The organism is Sphingopyxis sp. (genome assembly GCF_016793825.1).
Taxonomy (GTDB): Bacteria; Pseudomonadota; Alphaproteobacteria; order Sphingomonadales; family Sphingomonadaceae; genus Sphingopyxis.
The window spans coordinates 33,663-47,800 of sequence record NZ_JAEULM010000051.1; the positions used below are offsets into that span (position 1 = coordinate 33,663).

The following is a 14,138-nucleotide window of genomic DNA, read 5'->3' on the forward strand; positions in this document are numbered from 1 at the left end:
CGACCTACGCTCGAGAAACTGCGAGATGACGACCCTAGACCCGGTCCACCTCAACGATATGGTCCCAACCCTTGCCGTCCCAAAAGGCGACGTGTGTGGCACCGGCCCGGTTTGCCTCCGACAGCATCAGCGTTCGGCGGTTCTCCGGGATCGTCACGGGCCTCCATTTTTCGCCTATGCGGATGAGCCCGTACCAGCCGTTTAGCAAAGTGCTGGGCTTCTCCCGCATCAATGCGGCATGCCGCGGTTGGATAGCGGCCTTCGATCACTAACGCTCATCGCTCGGCTCCGACATTCGATGTCCGAAATTCTCCGGCGTCATCGGCTGGATGCGACCAAAGTCGATGCCGCGGATTAGATATTCTGTGCGCGGAGGAGAAATGTAGTGGATGATCGAAAGTTCCGGAGACTGGAACTCTGGGAGGTCGACGATCTCGAGCCAGCCGTGGTCGATGCCGCAACCGCAGCGGGCTTGGAGGTGCTCGATAATGCTGGCGTGTCGCCATTGGAGGCCCGCATGGCGCAATTCAACCTTGAGGGCGCGGATGACCGAGGCGTTCTCGACAACGCCGACGACCTCGAGAGCGTTGGTGTCAGCAAGTCTCATCTCGCCGCAGGGCAGCTTGCGTCGCGTGAGGCGATGCGGGTGATCGAGCGGCTGGCACCGGGCCGCGCCGAGCCTTATCTCACGCTCGGGATAGCGGCGTGGGTCATTGAGGACTGGGACGCGAGCGGCGCTGATCCAACGAAGGTCTAAGTTCCGACATCGGCGGTCGAAGTTGAAAAGACGCCGAGGCGCCACCCATCCACGGGGCCATCCCTTTACCCGTATTTAGAACCGGAACCGGTTCCAGTTCCTTCCTCCGAGGACTTTTCCCGGCGATCTCCAATTGTTACACTTATGTTGCCGGTTGTCATCGAGCATGGGGTAGCGGCCAAAGCCGGCCCTTCGGTGACAGGACCAATCGCGCATCCTGTTATGGCGCCGGACCGGGAGAGGAACCCGCGATGGAGCGAAGCGGAGCGGTCGACGGGCAGGCAGGTTGGGACTGTGTCCGCCGCCGACATACTCATGATGCAATATCATTTGACGGAAGACCTAGCGCTCTCGGTCGCAAGCGCCGCGACCGAGGAGCAACTCAGAAACGAGCTCGCCAAGGCGTCGGCACGGCTCGGGTTCGAGCATTTTGCCCTCGCATACGACCGCCGCGGCCGCGCCGCGACTTCGCTGCTGGTGCACGACTACCCTCAGGAATGGGCCGATGTGTATGTGAGCTTCGATCTCGGCGGGGCCGACCCCGTCCGGCGCGCCGGCGAACATTCCATGGTAGGCTTCGAATGGCGACATCTAGCCGAGCTCATCCCCCTCACCCGCGCCGATCGGCAGATGCTCGATATCGGCCGCGACAACGGGATCGTCGACGGCTTCACCGTGCCCCGGCATTTGCCCGGCGAAGCAAGCGGCGCCTGTTCTTTCGCCGTCGGCCCTAAAGGCCGGCTCCGCGGCGAAAGTCTCCTTACCGCCGAGATCGTGGGAGCTGTCGCGCTGACCACGGCGCGCCGTATCGTCGGCGCGATGCCGCCAAAGGGGCGACCGCGGCTCAGCGAAAGACAGCGCGAATGCGTGCTGTGGACCGCGCGCGGCAAGACCGCCGCCGAGGTGGGCGCGATTCTCGGGATCAGCGAAGAGACCGTGATCCAGCATCTGAAGACCGCGCGCGACCGTTACGACGTCCATTCGCGGCAGATGCTGATCCTCTGCGCCCTTTTCGACGGACTCATTGGATTTGCGGACATCTACGACTGGTGGCGCATCCGCTAGGCTGCGACGGCGAGGGAACAAGAATACGCCAAACCCTCCCCAGAAATGGGGATACCGGGTAGTTGAAGAACATGGTTTGATCCTCGGCACAGCCAACAGAACCGAGGATCAAACATGACCGACATGACCGTGCGGGCGCGCCAAGCGCCCGGCGACGATGCGCTGCGTGCAATGTTCGCCGCCCGGAAACGGGTATTTATCGATCTCTTGAAATGGGACCTGCCGGTCCTTGCCGGCGAATATGAACTCGATCATTTCGACAATCCGGCAGCCCATTATCTCATTCTTATGGGTCCCGACGGGGAGCACCGCGCCTCGGCCCGCATTCTGCCGACGACAGGATCGCATCTGCTCGGCGATCTCTTTTCCGAGCTTTGCGAAGGCGAGGTGCCTCGCGGAGAGAGCGTGCGCGAGATCAGCCGCTTCTGCATCGAGCCTTCGCTGGACGCCGGCGCGCGCCGCGACGCACGCAACCAGCTCGTCACGGCGCTCGCCGAACATGCCGTTCAAGAAGGTATCACCGATTATACCGCGATCGCAGACATCTGCTGGTTCGGGAAGATCCGTGCCTTCGGCTGGAAGTGCGAGGCGCTCGGCCCCGTCGCGGACGACGGCGAAAACAAGTTGACCGCGCTCCGGATCACCATCGACGACAGGACGATCGAAGGGCTGAAGGCGAACGGCACATATGCGCCGCTCTCGCTGCGGCTCGCCGAGACCGGGGAGTTCGTCCGGTGACCGCGCTCTCGGCAACCCATATCGCAAGCGAGATGCGCGAGACCGGCTATTGCATCGTCCCGGACCTCGTTCCTCGGGCGACCATAGAAGCCTTCACCGCCGACCTTGACCCCGTATTCGAGGCCACACCCTTCGGCGAAGGCGACTTCTACGGATATCGCACCAAGCGCTTCGGTTCACTGCTCAAGCGATCGCTCCACGCCGAAGCGCTCGTCCTCGATCCGGTCATTCTCGCCGCCGCGGAGGAATTATTGCGCGAAGGCTGCGACCGCATTCAGCTGAACGTCGCGCAAGCACTCGAAATCCATCCCGGCGAAGTGCGGCAGTTCCCGCACCGCGACGAGGATATGTGGGCCGGCGCCAAAAGCGATCAGGAATATCTCGTCAATGTGATCTGGCCGCTCGATCCCTTCACCGAGGCGAATGGCGCGACGCACCTCTATCCTCACAGCCATGGCGGAGCGGGCCGGCCCGAGGCGCCGCCGGCTACCCCCGTGATCGCCGAATGCGCGCCCGGCTCCGCAATCTGCTTCCTCGGTTCGACGCTCCACGGTGCCGGAGCCAACCGGTCCGCCGCGCCGCGCCGCGCTGTGATCTTCGGATACAGTCTCGGCTGGCTCAAGCCTTATGAGAATCTCTGGCTCGCCTACCCGCCCGCGGTCGCGCGCGGCTTTTCGCCCGAGCTTGCCGCGCTCGCCGGCTATGCGCAGCACCGCCCCAACCTCGGAAATTATGAGGGCCAATGCCCCTCGGTACTTCTTGGCGAAACGACGCCCACGCACCTCGGCGCGATCGACGCGCTCCGCCCCGACCAGCAAAGCGCGCTCGCCGACTTTGCGCAAATCGAGCGAGGTGGAGCATGAGCCCGTCGCATGTCGTCGAACCGACCTACCAGGCGATCAAGCGCCGGCTGATGGCGGGAGACTGGCCGATGGGCATGCGCATCGAGGCCGCGAGGCTCGCCGACGAGCTTGGCGTCAGTATGACGCCCGTCCGCGACAGCCTCTTCCGACTCGTCGGCGAACGCATGGTCGACTTCTCGCATGGCGAAGGCTTTCGGGTTCACCGCCTCACCGAGATCGAGCTGCGCGACATGCTCGAACTCCATCTCATCCTTGCGCTCGCGGCGCTGGCGACCTCGGTCGGCGCGCGGCAGGAACAGCCAGGAGAACCGTTGCAACTTGCGGACGATGCCGACCGCGCCGCGCGGCTGTTCGGATCGCTGGCACGGCGTTCGGGCAACAGCGAGATCGCGCTCGCGATCGCCTCGCTGGGCGACCGGCTTCATCTGGCGCGCGCGAGCGAAGCGTCGGTCATAGGAGAGACGGGGACCGAGATGGATGCGCTGGAAGATGCAACGCGCGGTGCGCACATAATGCCAACCATCCGCGACCTGATGCTGCGCTACCATGAACGAAGGGCCCGCGAAGCCGCCGCCATCGTACGGCTCCTCGCCGGGGAGGCGAGCTGAGAGGTCGCATGCCAAACCGTCCGCACTCTTGTCTTTCTGCGGCCACTTTGTCATGATTCTCCAGCGCGGCCCACGGATGGCATCCGCCGCGCATCGGTGCCGCGCATCAAATACGCCCGTCCCCGCTGGACCGGCCGCAGCCTTGGGACGAGGATTTATCCGGAGCCCGAAGGCAGCAAAGCGCTGGACGACGAGCCGCCGGCTTCGACCGGCGTTTCGCCGTGCCTCTGGATTGCAGCGTGCCCTTCCCTCCCTGCGACGCCGCCCTGGCCGACCGCCGGCCTTGCCTGTCGGCAGCATGCCCGCTTCCACCGGACGATCGGCGCAGCTGTCCCCACGATGGCGACGGTGAAGCCGCGCTCGAGCAGGCGTTTCGGGTCCATGGCGGCGCGCTGCTTCGCTATCTGCGCCGCAAGACCGGCGCGGATGAGGCGGGCGATCTGGTGCAGGAGGTCTTCGCGCGCGCGGCGGGGAGCCCGCAGCGCAGCCGCCTTACCAATCCCGGCGGATTCCTGCGGCGCATTGCCCAGAACCTCCTTATCGACCGGGCACGCAAGCAGCGCTCGCACTCCGTGGTGCTGTTCCCGCTGCTCGACGACCGGGACGCCTTCAGCCCGCCAGAGCAGGAATGGAACCTCGTCGCCGGCGACCTTATCCGGCAATATGAAACCGCGGTCGAGGGCATGCCGCCCAAAACAAGGCGCGTCTTTCTGATGCACCGCGTCGACGAGATGAGCTATCGCGAGATCCACCAGAGGCTAGGCATCAGCATCGCGACAGTGGAATATCATATGATCAAAGCCTTGGGACACATAGCAAAGGTGGTCGACGCCGGACGATGACTGATGATCGCGAGGGCTATTCTCCGGACGAGATTGCCCGGGCCTGGCTCGTGAAACTGCACGGCGAGGATGCGGCGGCGCTGCGTCCCGAGTTCGAGGCATGGCGCGATGCGGCCCCGGAAAACAGGCAGGCGTGGGAACAGGCGCACGGTCAGTGGCAGAGTGCAGCCGCTCTCAAACAATCGGCGCGTTTCGGAACCGGCCATACGGTGACCCGCCGGAAAATGTCGTGGAGCATGACGAAGTGGCCCGGCGCTATCACCACAGCCATCATTCTCGCCGCCGGCACAGGCGCACTCGTGACGACGATGCCAAATGCGAGCGTATCGAGCGCGCGCGCGGCGGAACGGTTCGCCACGGCGCGAGGGGAAATCAAGACATTCGAGATCGCCGACGGTGCGGCGGCGACTCTCGACACAGCGAGCCGCCTCGACGTGCTGGCCGGCGGGGGCGAGCAACATATCCGCGTGGTGAGCGGCCGGGCGCGGATCCGGTCCTTCGGCAACGGCCTTCCGATACGCATCGAGGCCGGCGGCGCGACGATCGTCGCGACGAACGCCGAAGTCGACATCAGCATCGGACCAGCTGGCAAGCTTCAGATCTTGCTGCTCCGCGGTTTGGCGCGTTTCGAAGGAAACTGGGCGAGACGCGTTCCCGCCGAAATTCCGGTCGGCAAACCCCTGCACTTTTCGGTCCGCGGTGAGTTGCAGCGCGGCACGCGACCGGACGCGAGTCTCGCGACCGACTGGCCCGCCGGCTGGGCCGAATATGACAGCGTCAGCCTCGGCACGCTTGTCGGCGAAGCCAATCGTTATACGGCGCGGCCGATCAGGATCGACGATCCGGCGATCGCAAGGCTAGAGCTGTCGGGCCGGTTTCAGGTCAGCGAAACACCCCGCTTCGCGCGGCGCATCGCAGAACTTTTCGACCTCGAGCTCCAGCAACGCTCGGATGGCATCCACCTGTCACGCAAAAAAATCTCGGCTGGCGGCTAAGGTCGTCCCCCTCACTACGTCAACGCAGTCCCGCAAGCCGCCTGAACCAATCGGGGCGGCCACAGGCGGGGAGTTGATATGCCGAAAAAGTCCATTTTGTTCGCGGCCTTGCTGCTTGGCAGCGCCACCATTTGCGCCCCTGCCATGGCGCAGGCATCGCAGGAGCAACGTCACCGGTTTGATCTTCAACCCCAAGACCTCGACACGGCCTTGCGACAGGTCGCAAGGGTGGCCGGTGTCGAACTTTATGCTCCGTCCGCCGACCTCGCCGGAAAGCGCTCACCGTCACTTCGCGGCGATTACAGTCTTCGCCAGGCGGTGGAGCAATTACTCAGCGGCAGCGGCCTGACCGCGAGGTTTGCGTCGGGGTCGATCATCGTCACCCGGACGAGCGACACGTCCGCCATCGAAGCGATGCCTGAAGAAGCGATCATCGTGACGGGATCGCGGATTGCCGGGGCGCCGCCCACGACACCTGTCACAACCATCTCGTCCGACGAGATCCGTCGGAGCGCCCAGAATGATCTTGGCGAGGTGGCGCGAAGCCTTCCGCAGAATTTCGGCGGGGGGCAAAATCCCGGCATTGGTAATGGTCAAGGCGCAGGAAACGACAATGCCAATGTCAACGGCGCCTCAACCTTCAACCTCCGCGGCATCGGCCCCAACGCCACGCTGACGCTGCTCAACGGCAATCGATTTGCCTACACCGGGGCATCGTCGGTGCTCGACATCAGCGCCATTCCCGTGTCCGCCGTCGACCGGGTCGAGATCGTCGCCGATGGCGCTTCGGCGATATATGGAGCCGACGCCGTCGCGGGTGTGGTTAACATCATTCTCAAGCGCGACTATGAGGGCCTTGCAGCAATGGGACGGCTCGGTGCGTCCACCGACGGCGGCAATTTCCAGCAACAATATGGACTGCTCGGGGGCACACGCTGGAGGTCCGGCGGGATTATGGCCGCCTATGATTTCAGCCGCTCGACCGCAATCGAGGCAGGCGACCGCAGTTACACGCGCGCAGCAAACCCTGAAACAACGCTTTTCCCGTCGCAGCGCCGGCATTCTGTCATTCTGAGCGGTCATCAAGAACTCGGCGCGGGCGTCACGTTTTCCGCCGATGCGCTCTACAAACGAAGCCGCAATCATGCGGCGACCGGATTCACACCGACCGGCGACCTGCGCACTTCGGGCTTCGACGCCGTCACGCACTCGGAGGTTTTCGGCATCGCCCCGACGATCGAGATCGACATGGGCGGCGACTGGACATTCAAGGCGAACGGGTTCTTCGGCACCGATCGCACGGCGGGCACCACCGCATTGTTTGCGGGCGGCACCGGGATTGCGAGCTTCGATCGGTCATTTTTCAACCGCAACCTCGCTATCGAAGGCGGATTTCAGGGATCGCTCCTCGCGCTCCCCGCCGGCGATGTCAGGCTCGCGATCGGAGCGGGTGCACGGCGCAACCGGTTTCGAACTGGCGGCTCCGTCGGCGATCTCTCGAAGCGGCGCGATGCGATCTTTGCCTATGGTGAAATCCACGTTCCGCTAGCGGCGCCCGCACAGGATATCGCCGGTCTGCACCGGCTTTCGCTGTCCGGTGCAATTCGCTTTGAAGATTATTCGGATTCCGAAGGCATCTTCACCCCGAAGCTCGGGCTGGACTGGGAGCCGGTAGCAATGCTGCGGCTCGGGGTATCGTGGGGCCGCTCGTTCAAGATGCCGACGCTCAATCAACAGTATAGCGGCTATTCGGCGGTCCTCGCGCCTGCCGCGGCGTTCGGCGCCGGTTTGCCGGCGAATGCAACGGTCCTCTACGCCGGAGGGGCCGACAGCCGGATCGGCCCGGAGCGCTCGGAGAACTGGACGCTAAGCGCGCAGCTTACGCCCGTCGACGGCCTCGAACTCACCGCCGCCTGGTTCGACATCGACTATCGCGACCGTGTTGCGACCCCCTTTGTCTCTTCCCTTGGGGCACTGGACAACCCGATCTTCGCCGATTCCATCACGCGAACACCGAGTGCTGACTTCCTGTCGGAAATCATCGCGAACGCCCTGCCGCCGCTCCAGAACGCGACAGGTGGGCCCTACAACCCGGCGAATGTGGTTGCCTTCATCGACCTGCGCGATCGCAATATCGCCCGGCAGCGCTATCGCGGCGCCGACCTGTCACTGCGCTACCGCTTTGCAGCGACGGGCGGTGAGGTCGCCATCACGGGCGCAGGTACGCTCCTGCGCAGCCGCCAGCAGCTCCGTCCCGATGCAGCGATTACGCCCCTCGCTGGTACCCTATTCTACCCCGCGCGGTTTCGGGCACGGGCGGGGGCGAGCTGGTCGACCGATCGCCTGTCGATCGCCGCCTTCGTCAATCACTCCGGCGCCCTCACCGACGCGCGGCGAACACAATCGGTCCGGGTGCGAGGCATCACGACGGTCGATCTGACGGGCGAACTGCTTATCGGAAAGGGTACCCGAATCTCGCTCGCGGCCCTCAACCTGTTCAATGCCAAGCCGCCGCCGATCGTAACGAGCTCGATCGCCGAGACACCTTATGACACGACGAACTACTCGCCCGCCGGACGTTTTGTCGGGGTCACCCTGCGGCAGGAGTGGTGAGCATGAGGAAAATCCTTGTGCTCGCCCGAGCCTCAGCGCTTTCGGCCGCCCTTTGCGCTATTCCGTGCTATGCCTCCGGCGACACGGAACGGGGCGCGCCGAAAACCACGGAGTCGAGCAGCGGCGCGAACGGCCGATATTGGACGCTCGCTGACCAGCTAATTGTACCTCGGCTGTGGTCAGTCACAGTTGCCGCTGACGGAAAGAGTGCGGCCTATGTTACCCGTGTGGCGGATGCAGCCAGCAACAAGACGGACGCGCGGCTCATCCTTGCCGATCTCGAAAGCGGCGAGAGTCGCGAAGTCTTGCGCTCGCCGTGGATCGATCAGGTGCGGCGCATCCCCGGCAGCAGCGCGTGGAGCGCGCTCGTCGATCGCGGCCAAGGAGTGCAACTTTACCGCATCGAGGCCGACGGCCGCGTCGATCCGATCGTAGTTCACCCGGCGACCGCGAAGTTTGGCGACATCGACGGGCGGCTTTTCCCCGGCGTCGCGCATGCTCCGATTACGGTTGGGGTGCGTGCATACAGTTGGTCTCCCGACGGGCGTCGGCTCTTCCACATCACGCTCGATTCCGTCAGCGATCAGGGCAAAATCCTGCTCGATGAGAAGGTGAGCGAGCAACGGGGATTGCGACGTCTGACGGGCCAAGCGACGGCATCTCTCCATCTCCGCGCGGCGAATGGGCAAGTGACATTGATCGCGCGCCGTCCGCGTACCGACCTGCTGTCGACCATGTCCAAGGGAGATGTCGTATGGAACAAGGACGGCTTTCAATTTCCCGTCATGGACACTGACAATAGCGGCGGTCAGCGCCGTGTTACGATGGCTTGGTCCTTCTCAGACAAACGCGCACGCGAAATCGCATCGACCCGCGACTATGTCTACTGGCAGATGGTCGGGCCGCGCGGCGGTCAGCTTTCGACCGAAGGGTTTGGCGACCAGCGCGAGATCGTCGAGGTAGGCGAAGACGGAAAGCGCCACAGTTACGGCAAACATCCCTTCTCGATCGGCCATGGCGCCACTTTTGGCGGCGCCCGATCACCGGACGCGCAAACGACGGCCGTCAGTATAAGGGCGCTGGACGATCCGCGCTTCGGGATCGGTGTCGTCACGCGAGACGGCGTGCGGCCGATCTGGAGCGACGGGAGCCTGACCAAGTGCGACTTCACCCCGACGCTTGCCATTGCGGCATGCCTCGCGGAGAGCCAGACACAACCACCCACGCTCGTCACCGTCGACGTCAGATCTGGGCGAACAATGCGCGTTGCGTCGGTATCGCCCGAGCACGAGAAGATAACGCCCCTGCAGGTGACACCGCGCGCTTGGACCAATCGCTATGGGCACAAGGTCAGCGGCTATATCGTATGGCCGCGCGGTTACCAGAAGGGACAACGCTATCCGGCAATTGTCGTCACCCATGGCAATGATGCCGACCAGCGCTTTGCACTGCAGGATAACCAGTGGGAGTACCCGGTCCAGACCTTTGCCGAGCGCGGCTATGTGATATTGCTCATCAACGAGGCGAGCTCGCGCCTCAACCCCGAAATCCGCGCCGCGGATCAGGCTTGGGGGCTGCAGGGCAAGGCGCTTCCACCCGAGAAGATGCGCGAGTTGCTCTGGCTCACTGCCGCGGCAAGTTTCGAAGACGCGGTGACTGAACTGGCGCGCGAAGGCATCGTCGATCCGCAGCGCGTCGGCATCGCAGGATATAGTCGCGGCTCGCAGCTCGTAAATGTGGCGATGACCCAGTCGAACTTCTTCCGTGCGGCTTCCAGCGGTGACGGAGGCTACCTCGAGCCGGTAGCGGCAGCCGATATGCCCGAAAGTTACATCGCGGTCTTCGGAGGACTGCCGTACGATCCCCAGGCGCTCCCCAATTATCTCGCGCTTTCGCCGTCGCTGCGCGCGGGCGAAGCCTGCGGCGCCATCCTCCAGCAAGTCGCGGCGCCGCACGCCGCATCAATCGATTTTTACCGCGCGCTACGCAAAGCCGCCGTCCCGACCCAGATCAGCCTGTTCCCGGGTGAAAGCGCGGCATCTGACGAAACCCATGTTTTTCACATCCCTTCCAACCGCATGGCGGCGATGCAGGAGAATATTGCGTGGTTCGATTATTGGCTGCTCGACAAACGCGATCCTGAATCCCCGTTTGCCGACCGTTATGCCGGGTGGGACGCGATGAAGGGGGCATTGCCGGCTCGCTGCCGCTAGATTGGCGCTGAAGTCCCAGGTTCCGCGACGTCACTTCGCGCGCCGCTCTCCCACCACCGCACCCAAGTCTCGGCGGCCGCAAAGGCAAGGATGCGATGGTCGCGCCCGTCGCTGCGCCAAGCTTCTGCGGCGGTGCGGCCTATAAAGGCAGGGTCGACGACGCCGGCCTCGACAAGGCGGCCCCCGGCGAGCAGTTCCAATGCCGCCGGCAGCTGCGCCTCGAATATCCGACGCAGAAAACCTTGCGGGCTCCCCTTGGTTCTTCGATCAACGATCAGGGGCGGAAGATCCGCGGCGAAGGCGGCGCGCGCGACCGCGCGGTCGCGACCGCCATGCACAGCGTGCCAAGTTGGAATCCCGAGGCAAAGTTCGAGTATCGGCTGTGACATCAGTGGCGCAATCTGCGGAGCGTTCGTTCGACGGGGATAAAGTTCGACGCTTTTTTGTCCGCGCGCCTGCATCGCGACATAGGCTTTCTGACCGGGTAGCGCGCTGGGCGGTGCGTCGAGCCAAGGGTGACGATCGCCTTCTTCGATCGCGGCAGCGGCAGCACGCGGGGTGAGTCCCGTGAGATCGAAGCGGATCCGGTGCGGAGCATGTCGATTGCGAAACCGGTGCCAGCCGTGACGAACAACTTCGGCAAATGACGAACCGGTGAGATCAGCGAGGTCGCGGGCGGTACGCCATGCGCCCGCTCTCGCACCATGGGTGAGCAGCCGGTCGATGAGCGGAGCGGCACTATGAATGTTGCAGAAGATATTGTCGCCACCATTCCCCGTGAAGTAGGCGTCGACAGGCTTGCTCCGATCCTCCGCGCGGTGAATATTACTGACGGCTTGGAAGATCGGCAGTGCGAGTGGCACGGGAAAGTGCGGCAACGTGGGTCTCGTTACATCGACTGTGCCAAGATCAAAGCATGGTGCCGAGAGCGTGGGGCCGAGCGTGGCAGCAAGTGCCTCGGCATAGCGCCGCTCGTCACCTTCGGTGCCGGGTTCAACCAGCGTCAGAAGGCGAAGTCCGGGCGTTCGCGGTATCGCCGCAGCGGCAACGATGCTGCTGTCCACACCGCCCGACACGCCAAGCAGGATGGAATCGAAACATGTCGTCCACGCGCCGACCGATTGTTTGACCGCCCCGCGGAGCGCGCCGGCATGCTCGGCAAAGCTCGCGCGACACCGGCGCTGCATGTAGTTCCAAGGCGACCAAGCCACGGTCACGCTTGAGCCCGAGGCCGCGACGTTGAGACGTTCTCCGGGCAGCAACTCCTCGACACCCGCGATCGCAGTCCTGCGGCCGAGCGCGTCTATGCTCGCGAACATTCTCGCGATGGTGTCGAAATCTAGCTTGGCTGCGCCGGGGGGTACCAGTTCCGTCATGTCACTCGCAACGCGGGTCGAGTTTTCGCCGTGCCGGACGTAGCAAGGCAGCATCCCGGACGGATCCCGGATGACATCAATGCTGCCGTCGCCACATTCGATGATCGCGACATATCCGCCCCAATAATCGGCGAGGAGCGACGCCCCGCGCGTGCGTACCGCAGCGTCGATGGCGTCGGCGTCGAATTCGAAAACTCGCCCGCATGGAGCCTCGCGTCGAAAAAGATAGCCGGCCAAGCAGCCACGCTGTCCGAGGGGAAGCAGCGGCAGCCCACTTCCAACGCGCGCGAAGCGGTTCGAATATTCAAATTGTTCAACCGAGCCTATTGGGTTTTTCGAACGCGGACTTTCGCCTGCGGGAGAAATCTCGGCGTGAAACCAGTAGCTCATGCTGCAGCCAGCGGATGAAAGTTTTGAATGCGGCCGAACGTATCGCTCAGCACAACTTCGCCAGACTGCAGCCAGCAATGCGCCGCGAACGGCAGCATGACTCCAATTACCAGCTCCGAGGCAATGCCTCTTCTGGCAAGCATTTTGCGCATCGCGACCGCGTTTGGCAGACACCGATCTGTCGCCGACCGGTAACGCGCGGCGATATGGCAAGCCGCGACGACCGGGCCGCAAGTTTTCGCATCTTTCCTACCGGGGACGGGACGAAGGATATCCATGAGCGAGGCGCGGAGGACCTGGCGGCGAGCGACAAGCTGCACGGCAAGCGCTTCCGCCACCATCCATGGAGCCGGGCGATCCAAAGGCTCGTCGATCAGACTGCGCGCTGCGGCGATCGGCAGTTCGGCGGACATAGCCGGCACGCCCGGCTCGATAATGCCGTGACCGCAAAGCCAGTCGAGCTCGCGAAAATCGGAGGAGCCTTCCCGAAAAGCCGCAAACCGCGCGGCAGCTTCGCTTTCGAGGAGAAAGTAGCGGCTGGCGGCGAGATCAAGAAAGATGAAGCGCTGACCGATTTTGCACACACGGAGATGTACGCGGAGGCGATAATGGGGATGGATTGCGGTCCCGCGTGCCAGTGACGCATCTGGCTTGGCGACAGCGGTCTGTAAGTCGGTCACAAGATCACCCCCGCTTCGCGGCAGCAAATCAGCGAGTGGCGTGCGGCCCGGATTCGAACCGCACGCCGGGCCCGCTCAGTCGTCGGCCTGGATGCCGCCGTCGATCTTGCGCAGTCCCGTCTGGAGATCGACAGGACCGACCGGGTCGATGCCCTTGGTTTCGACACGGACATCGCCCAGATCGACGACGCCGGTGTCGTTTTCGAGCTTTTTCATGGCACTTCCTTTCCACAAATTGCGACCGAAATGAGTCGCAGTCCCAAAATATGGAGGCCGGAAAGTGCAATCCATTTTATAATCGGATTATAATCGTCGGAGCCCGCTAGCTAAAAAGGTGACCGAGTAGAGGAAACACGCGTTTGGGAATGCGCATCGACACCTTTAGCGTATCGCCTGGACATACGTGTCGAATCCCGGTCACGCGCCTTTACAGATAAAGGTGCAATTCAACTCTGCTGGAGATTGGATGTTGTGCAACCTCAACTGCATCCGACACCGGATGTTGTTTGGGGATCGGCGTCGCTCGTCTGGCGCGCCGTAGCGAAAGCTGGAACAAAAAAGGCGGCCCCGAGAGGCCGCCAAGATTGTGAATGAAGGGAGCCCTCCATTCGGGTCGCGTCGGTGCGCTAATACCAAGCAGGATAACATGCCAGCGGATTTACCATTCCGTAGCGGAAACTTCGTGTGTGATGCCTACATGCAACATATAGCCATGCCGAATGGCACGCCCGCCACACACTCGCAGCTCTTCGATCGGTCGCAAAAACATGTGCGCGCCGAGCGAGGCTTAAGCGCCGAGGAGCCCGCAATCGCACCGCAAACGGGTTTTTTTGGTGCTTGCTATGTGATTGCTAGAAATTCTAAGCCACGAACAACGGAAAGATAAAGGTTAGAAAATGGCGGAAAACGTGGTGCACCCGGCGGGATTCGAACCCACGGCCCCCAGATTAGGAATCTGATGCTCTATCCTGCTGAGCTACGGGTGCGCCGGCGGACCG

12 protein-coding genes and 1 tRNA gene are annotated in these 14,138 nt (G+C 63.3%); 9 read left to right on the forward strand and 4 right to left on the reverse strand.

Annotated features, from left to right (window positions below):
- The first annotated feature begins 385 nt into the window (after positions 1-385).
- The 9 genes from JNM03_RS17965 (at position 386) to JNM03_RS18005 (ending at position 10,694) form a co-directional block, all read left to right on the forward strand.
- A complete protein-coding gene (locus tag JNM03_RS17965; RefSeq protein WP_294038764.1) occupies positions 386-757 on the forward strand; it encodes a hypothetical protein in 372 nt (123 codons plus the stop codon).
- Positions 758-1,087: 330 nt separating this feature from the next.
- Positions 1,088-1,822 carry a LuxR family transcriptional regulator gene (locus tag JNM03_RS17970; RefSeq protein ID WP_294038765.1) on the forward strand — a complete coding sequence of 245 codons (735 nt, stop codon included), beginning with the start codon at positions 1,088-1,090 and terminating at the stop codon, positions 1,820-1,822.
- 114 nt (positions 1,823-1,936) lie between these two features.
- Positions 1,937-2,560, forward strand: a complete 624-nt coding sequence (locus JNM03_RS17975; RefSeq protein WP_294038766.1) for an acyl-homoserine-lactone synthase — start codon at positions 1,937-1,939, stop codon at positions 2,558-2,560.
- A 32-nt stretch (positions 2,561-2,592) separates the two neighbouring features.
- Complete coding sequence (locus JNM03_RS17980; protein ID WP_294038816.1) at positions 2,593-3,423, forward strand: phytanoyl-CoA dioxygenase family protein; 831 nt, start codon at positions 2,593-2,595, stop codon at positions 3,421-3,423.
- Positions 3,420-4,031: a GntR family transcriptional regulator gene (locus JNM03_RS17985; RefSeq protein WP_294038768.1), complete on the forward strand. Its 612-nt coding sequence runs from the start codon at positions 3,420-3,422 to the stop codon at positions 4,029-4,031. The genes JNM03_RS17980 and JNM03_RS17985 overlap by 4 nt, the downstream gene beginning before the upstream one ends.
- Positions 4,032-4,270: 239 nt before the next feature.
- The gene (locus JNM03_RS17990) at positions 4,271-4,873 is read left to right on the forward strand and encodes a sigma-70 family RNA polymerase sigma factor (RefSeq protein ID WP_294038769.1); all 603 of its coding nucleotides are present in this window, start codon (positions 4,271-4,273) and stop codon (positions 4,871-4,873) included.
- Entirely contained in the window at positions 4,870-5,868 is a 999-nt protein-coding gene (locus JNM03_RS17995; RefSeq protein WP_294038771.1) for a DUF4880 domain-containing protein, read from the forward strand. Before JNM03_RS17990 ends, JNM03_RS17995 begins: the two co-directional genes overlap by 4 nt.
- A gap of 78 nt (positions 5,869-5,946) precedes the next feature.
- On the forward strand, positions 5,947-8,481 hold the full coding sequence (locus tag JNM03_RS18000; RefSeq protein WP_294038773.1) for a TonB-dependent receptor: 2,535 nt from the start codon (positions 5,947-5,949) through the stop codon (positions 8,479-8,481).
- Between the two features lie 227 nt (positions 8,482-8,708).
- On the forward strand, positions 8,709-10,694 hold the full coding sequence (locus tag JNM03_RS18005) for a prolyl oligopeptidase family serine peptidase (RefSeq protein WP_294038775.1): 1,986 nt from the start codon (positions 8,709-8,711) through the stop codon (positions 10,692-10,694).
- Here the strand turns inward: JNM03_RS18005 and JNM03_RS18010 are convergent.
- From JNM03_RS18010 to JNM03_RS18025, 4 genes are all read right to left on the reverse strand, one after another.
- Positions 10,691-12,460 carry an asparagine synthetase B family protein gene (locus JNM03_RS18010; RefSeq protein ID WP_294038777.1) on the reverse strand — a complete coding sequence of 590 codons (1,770 nt, stop codon included), beginning with the start codon at positions 12,458-12,460 and terminating at the stop codon, positions 10,691-10,693. The two genes, JNM03_RS18005 and JNM03_RS18010, sit on opposite strands and share 4 nt — an antisense overlap.
- On the reverse strand, positions 12,457-13,167 hold the full coding sequence (locus tag JNM03_RS18015) for a lasso peptide biosynthesis B2 protein (protein WP_294038778.1): 711 nt from the start codon (positions 13,165-13,167) through the stop codon (positions 12,457-12,459). Before JNM03_RS18015 ends, JNM03_RS18010 begins: the two co-directional genes overlap by 4 nt.
- A 48-nt stretch (positions 13,168-13,215) precedes the next feature.
- On the reverse strand, positions 13,216-13,356 hold the full coding sequence (locus JNM03_RS18020) for a hypothetical protein (RefSeq protein WP_294038780.1): 141 nt from the start codon (positions 13,354-13,356) through the stop codon (positions 13,216-13,218).
- A 693-nt stretch (positions 13,357-14,049) separates the two neighbouring features.
- A tRNA-Arg gene (locus tag JNM03_RS18025) sits at positions 14,050-14,126 on the reverse strand.
- Positions 14,127-14,138: the final 12 nt, after the last annotated feature.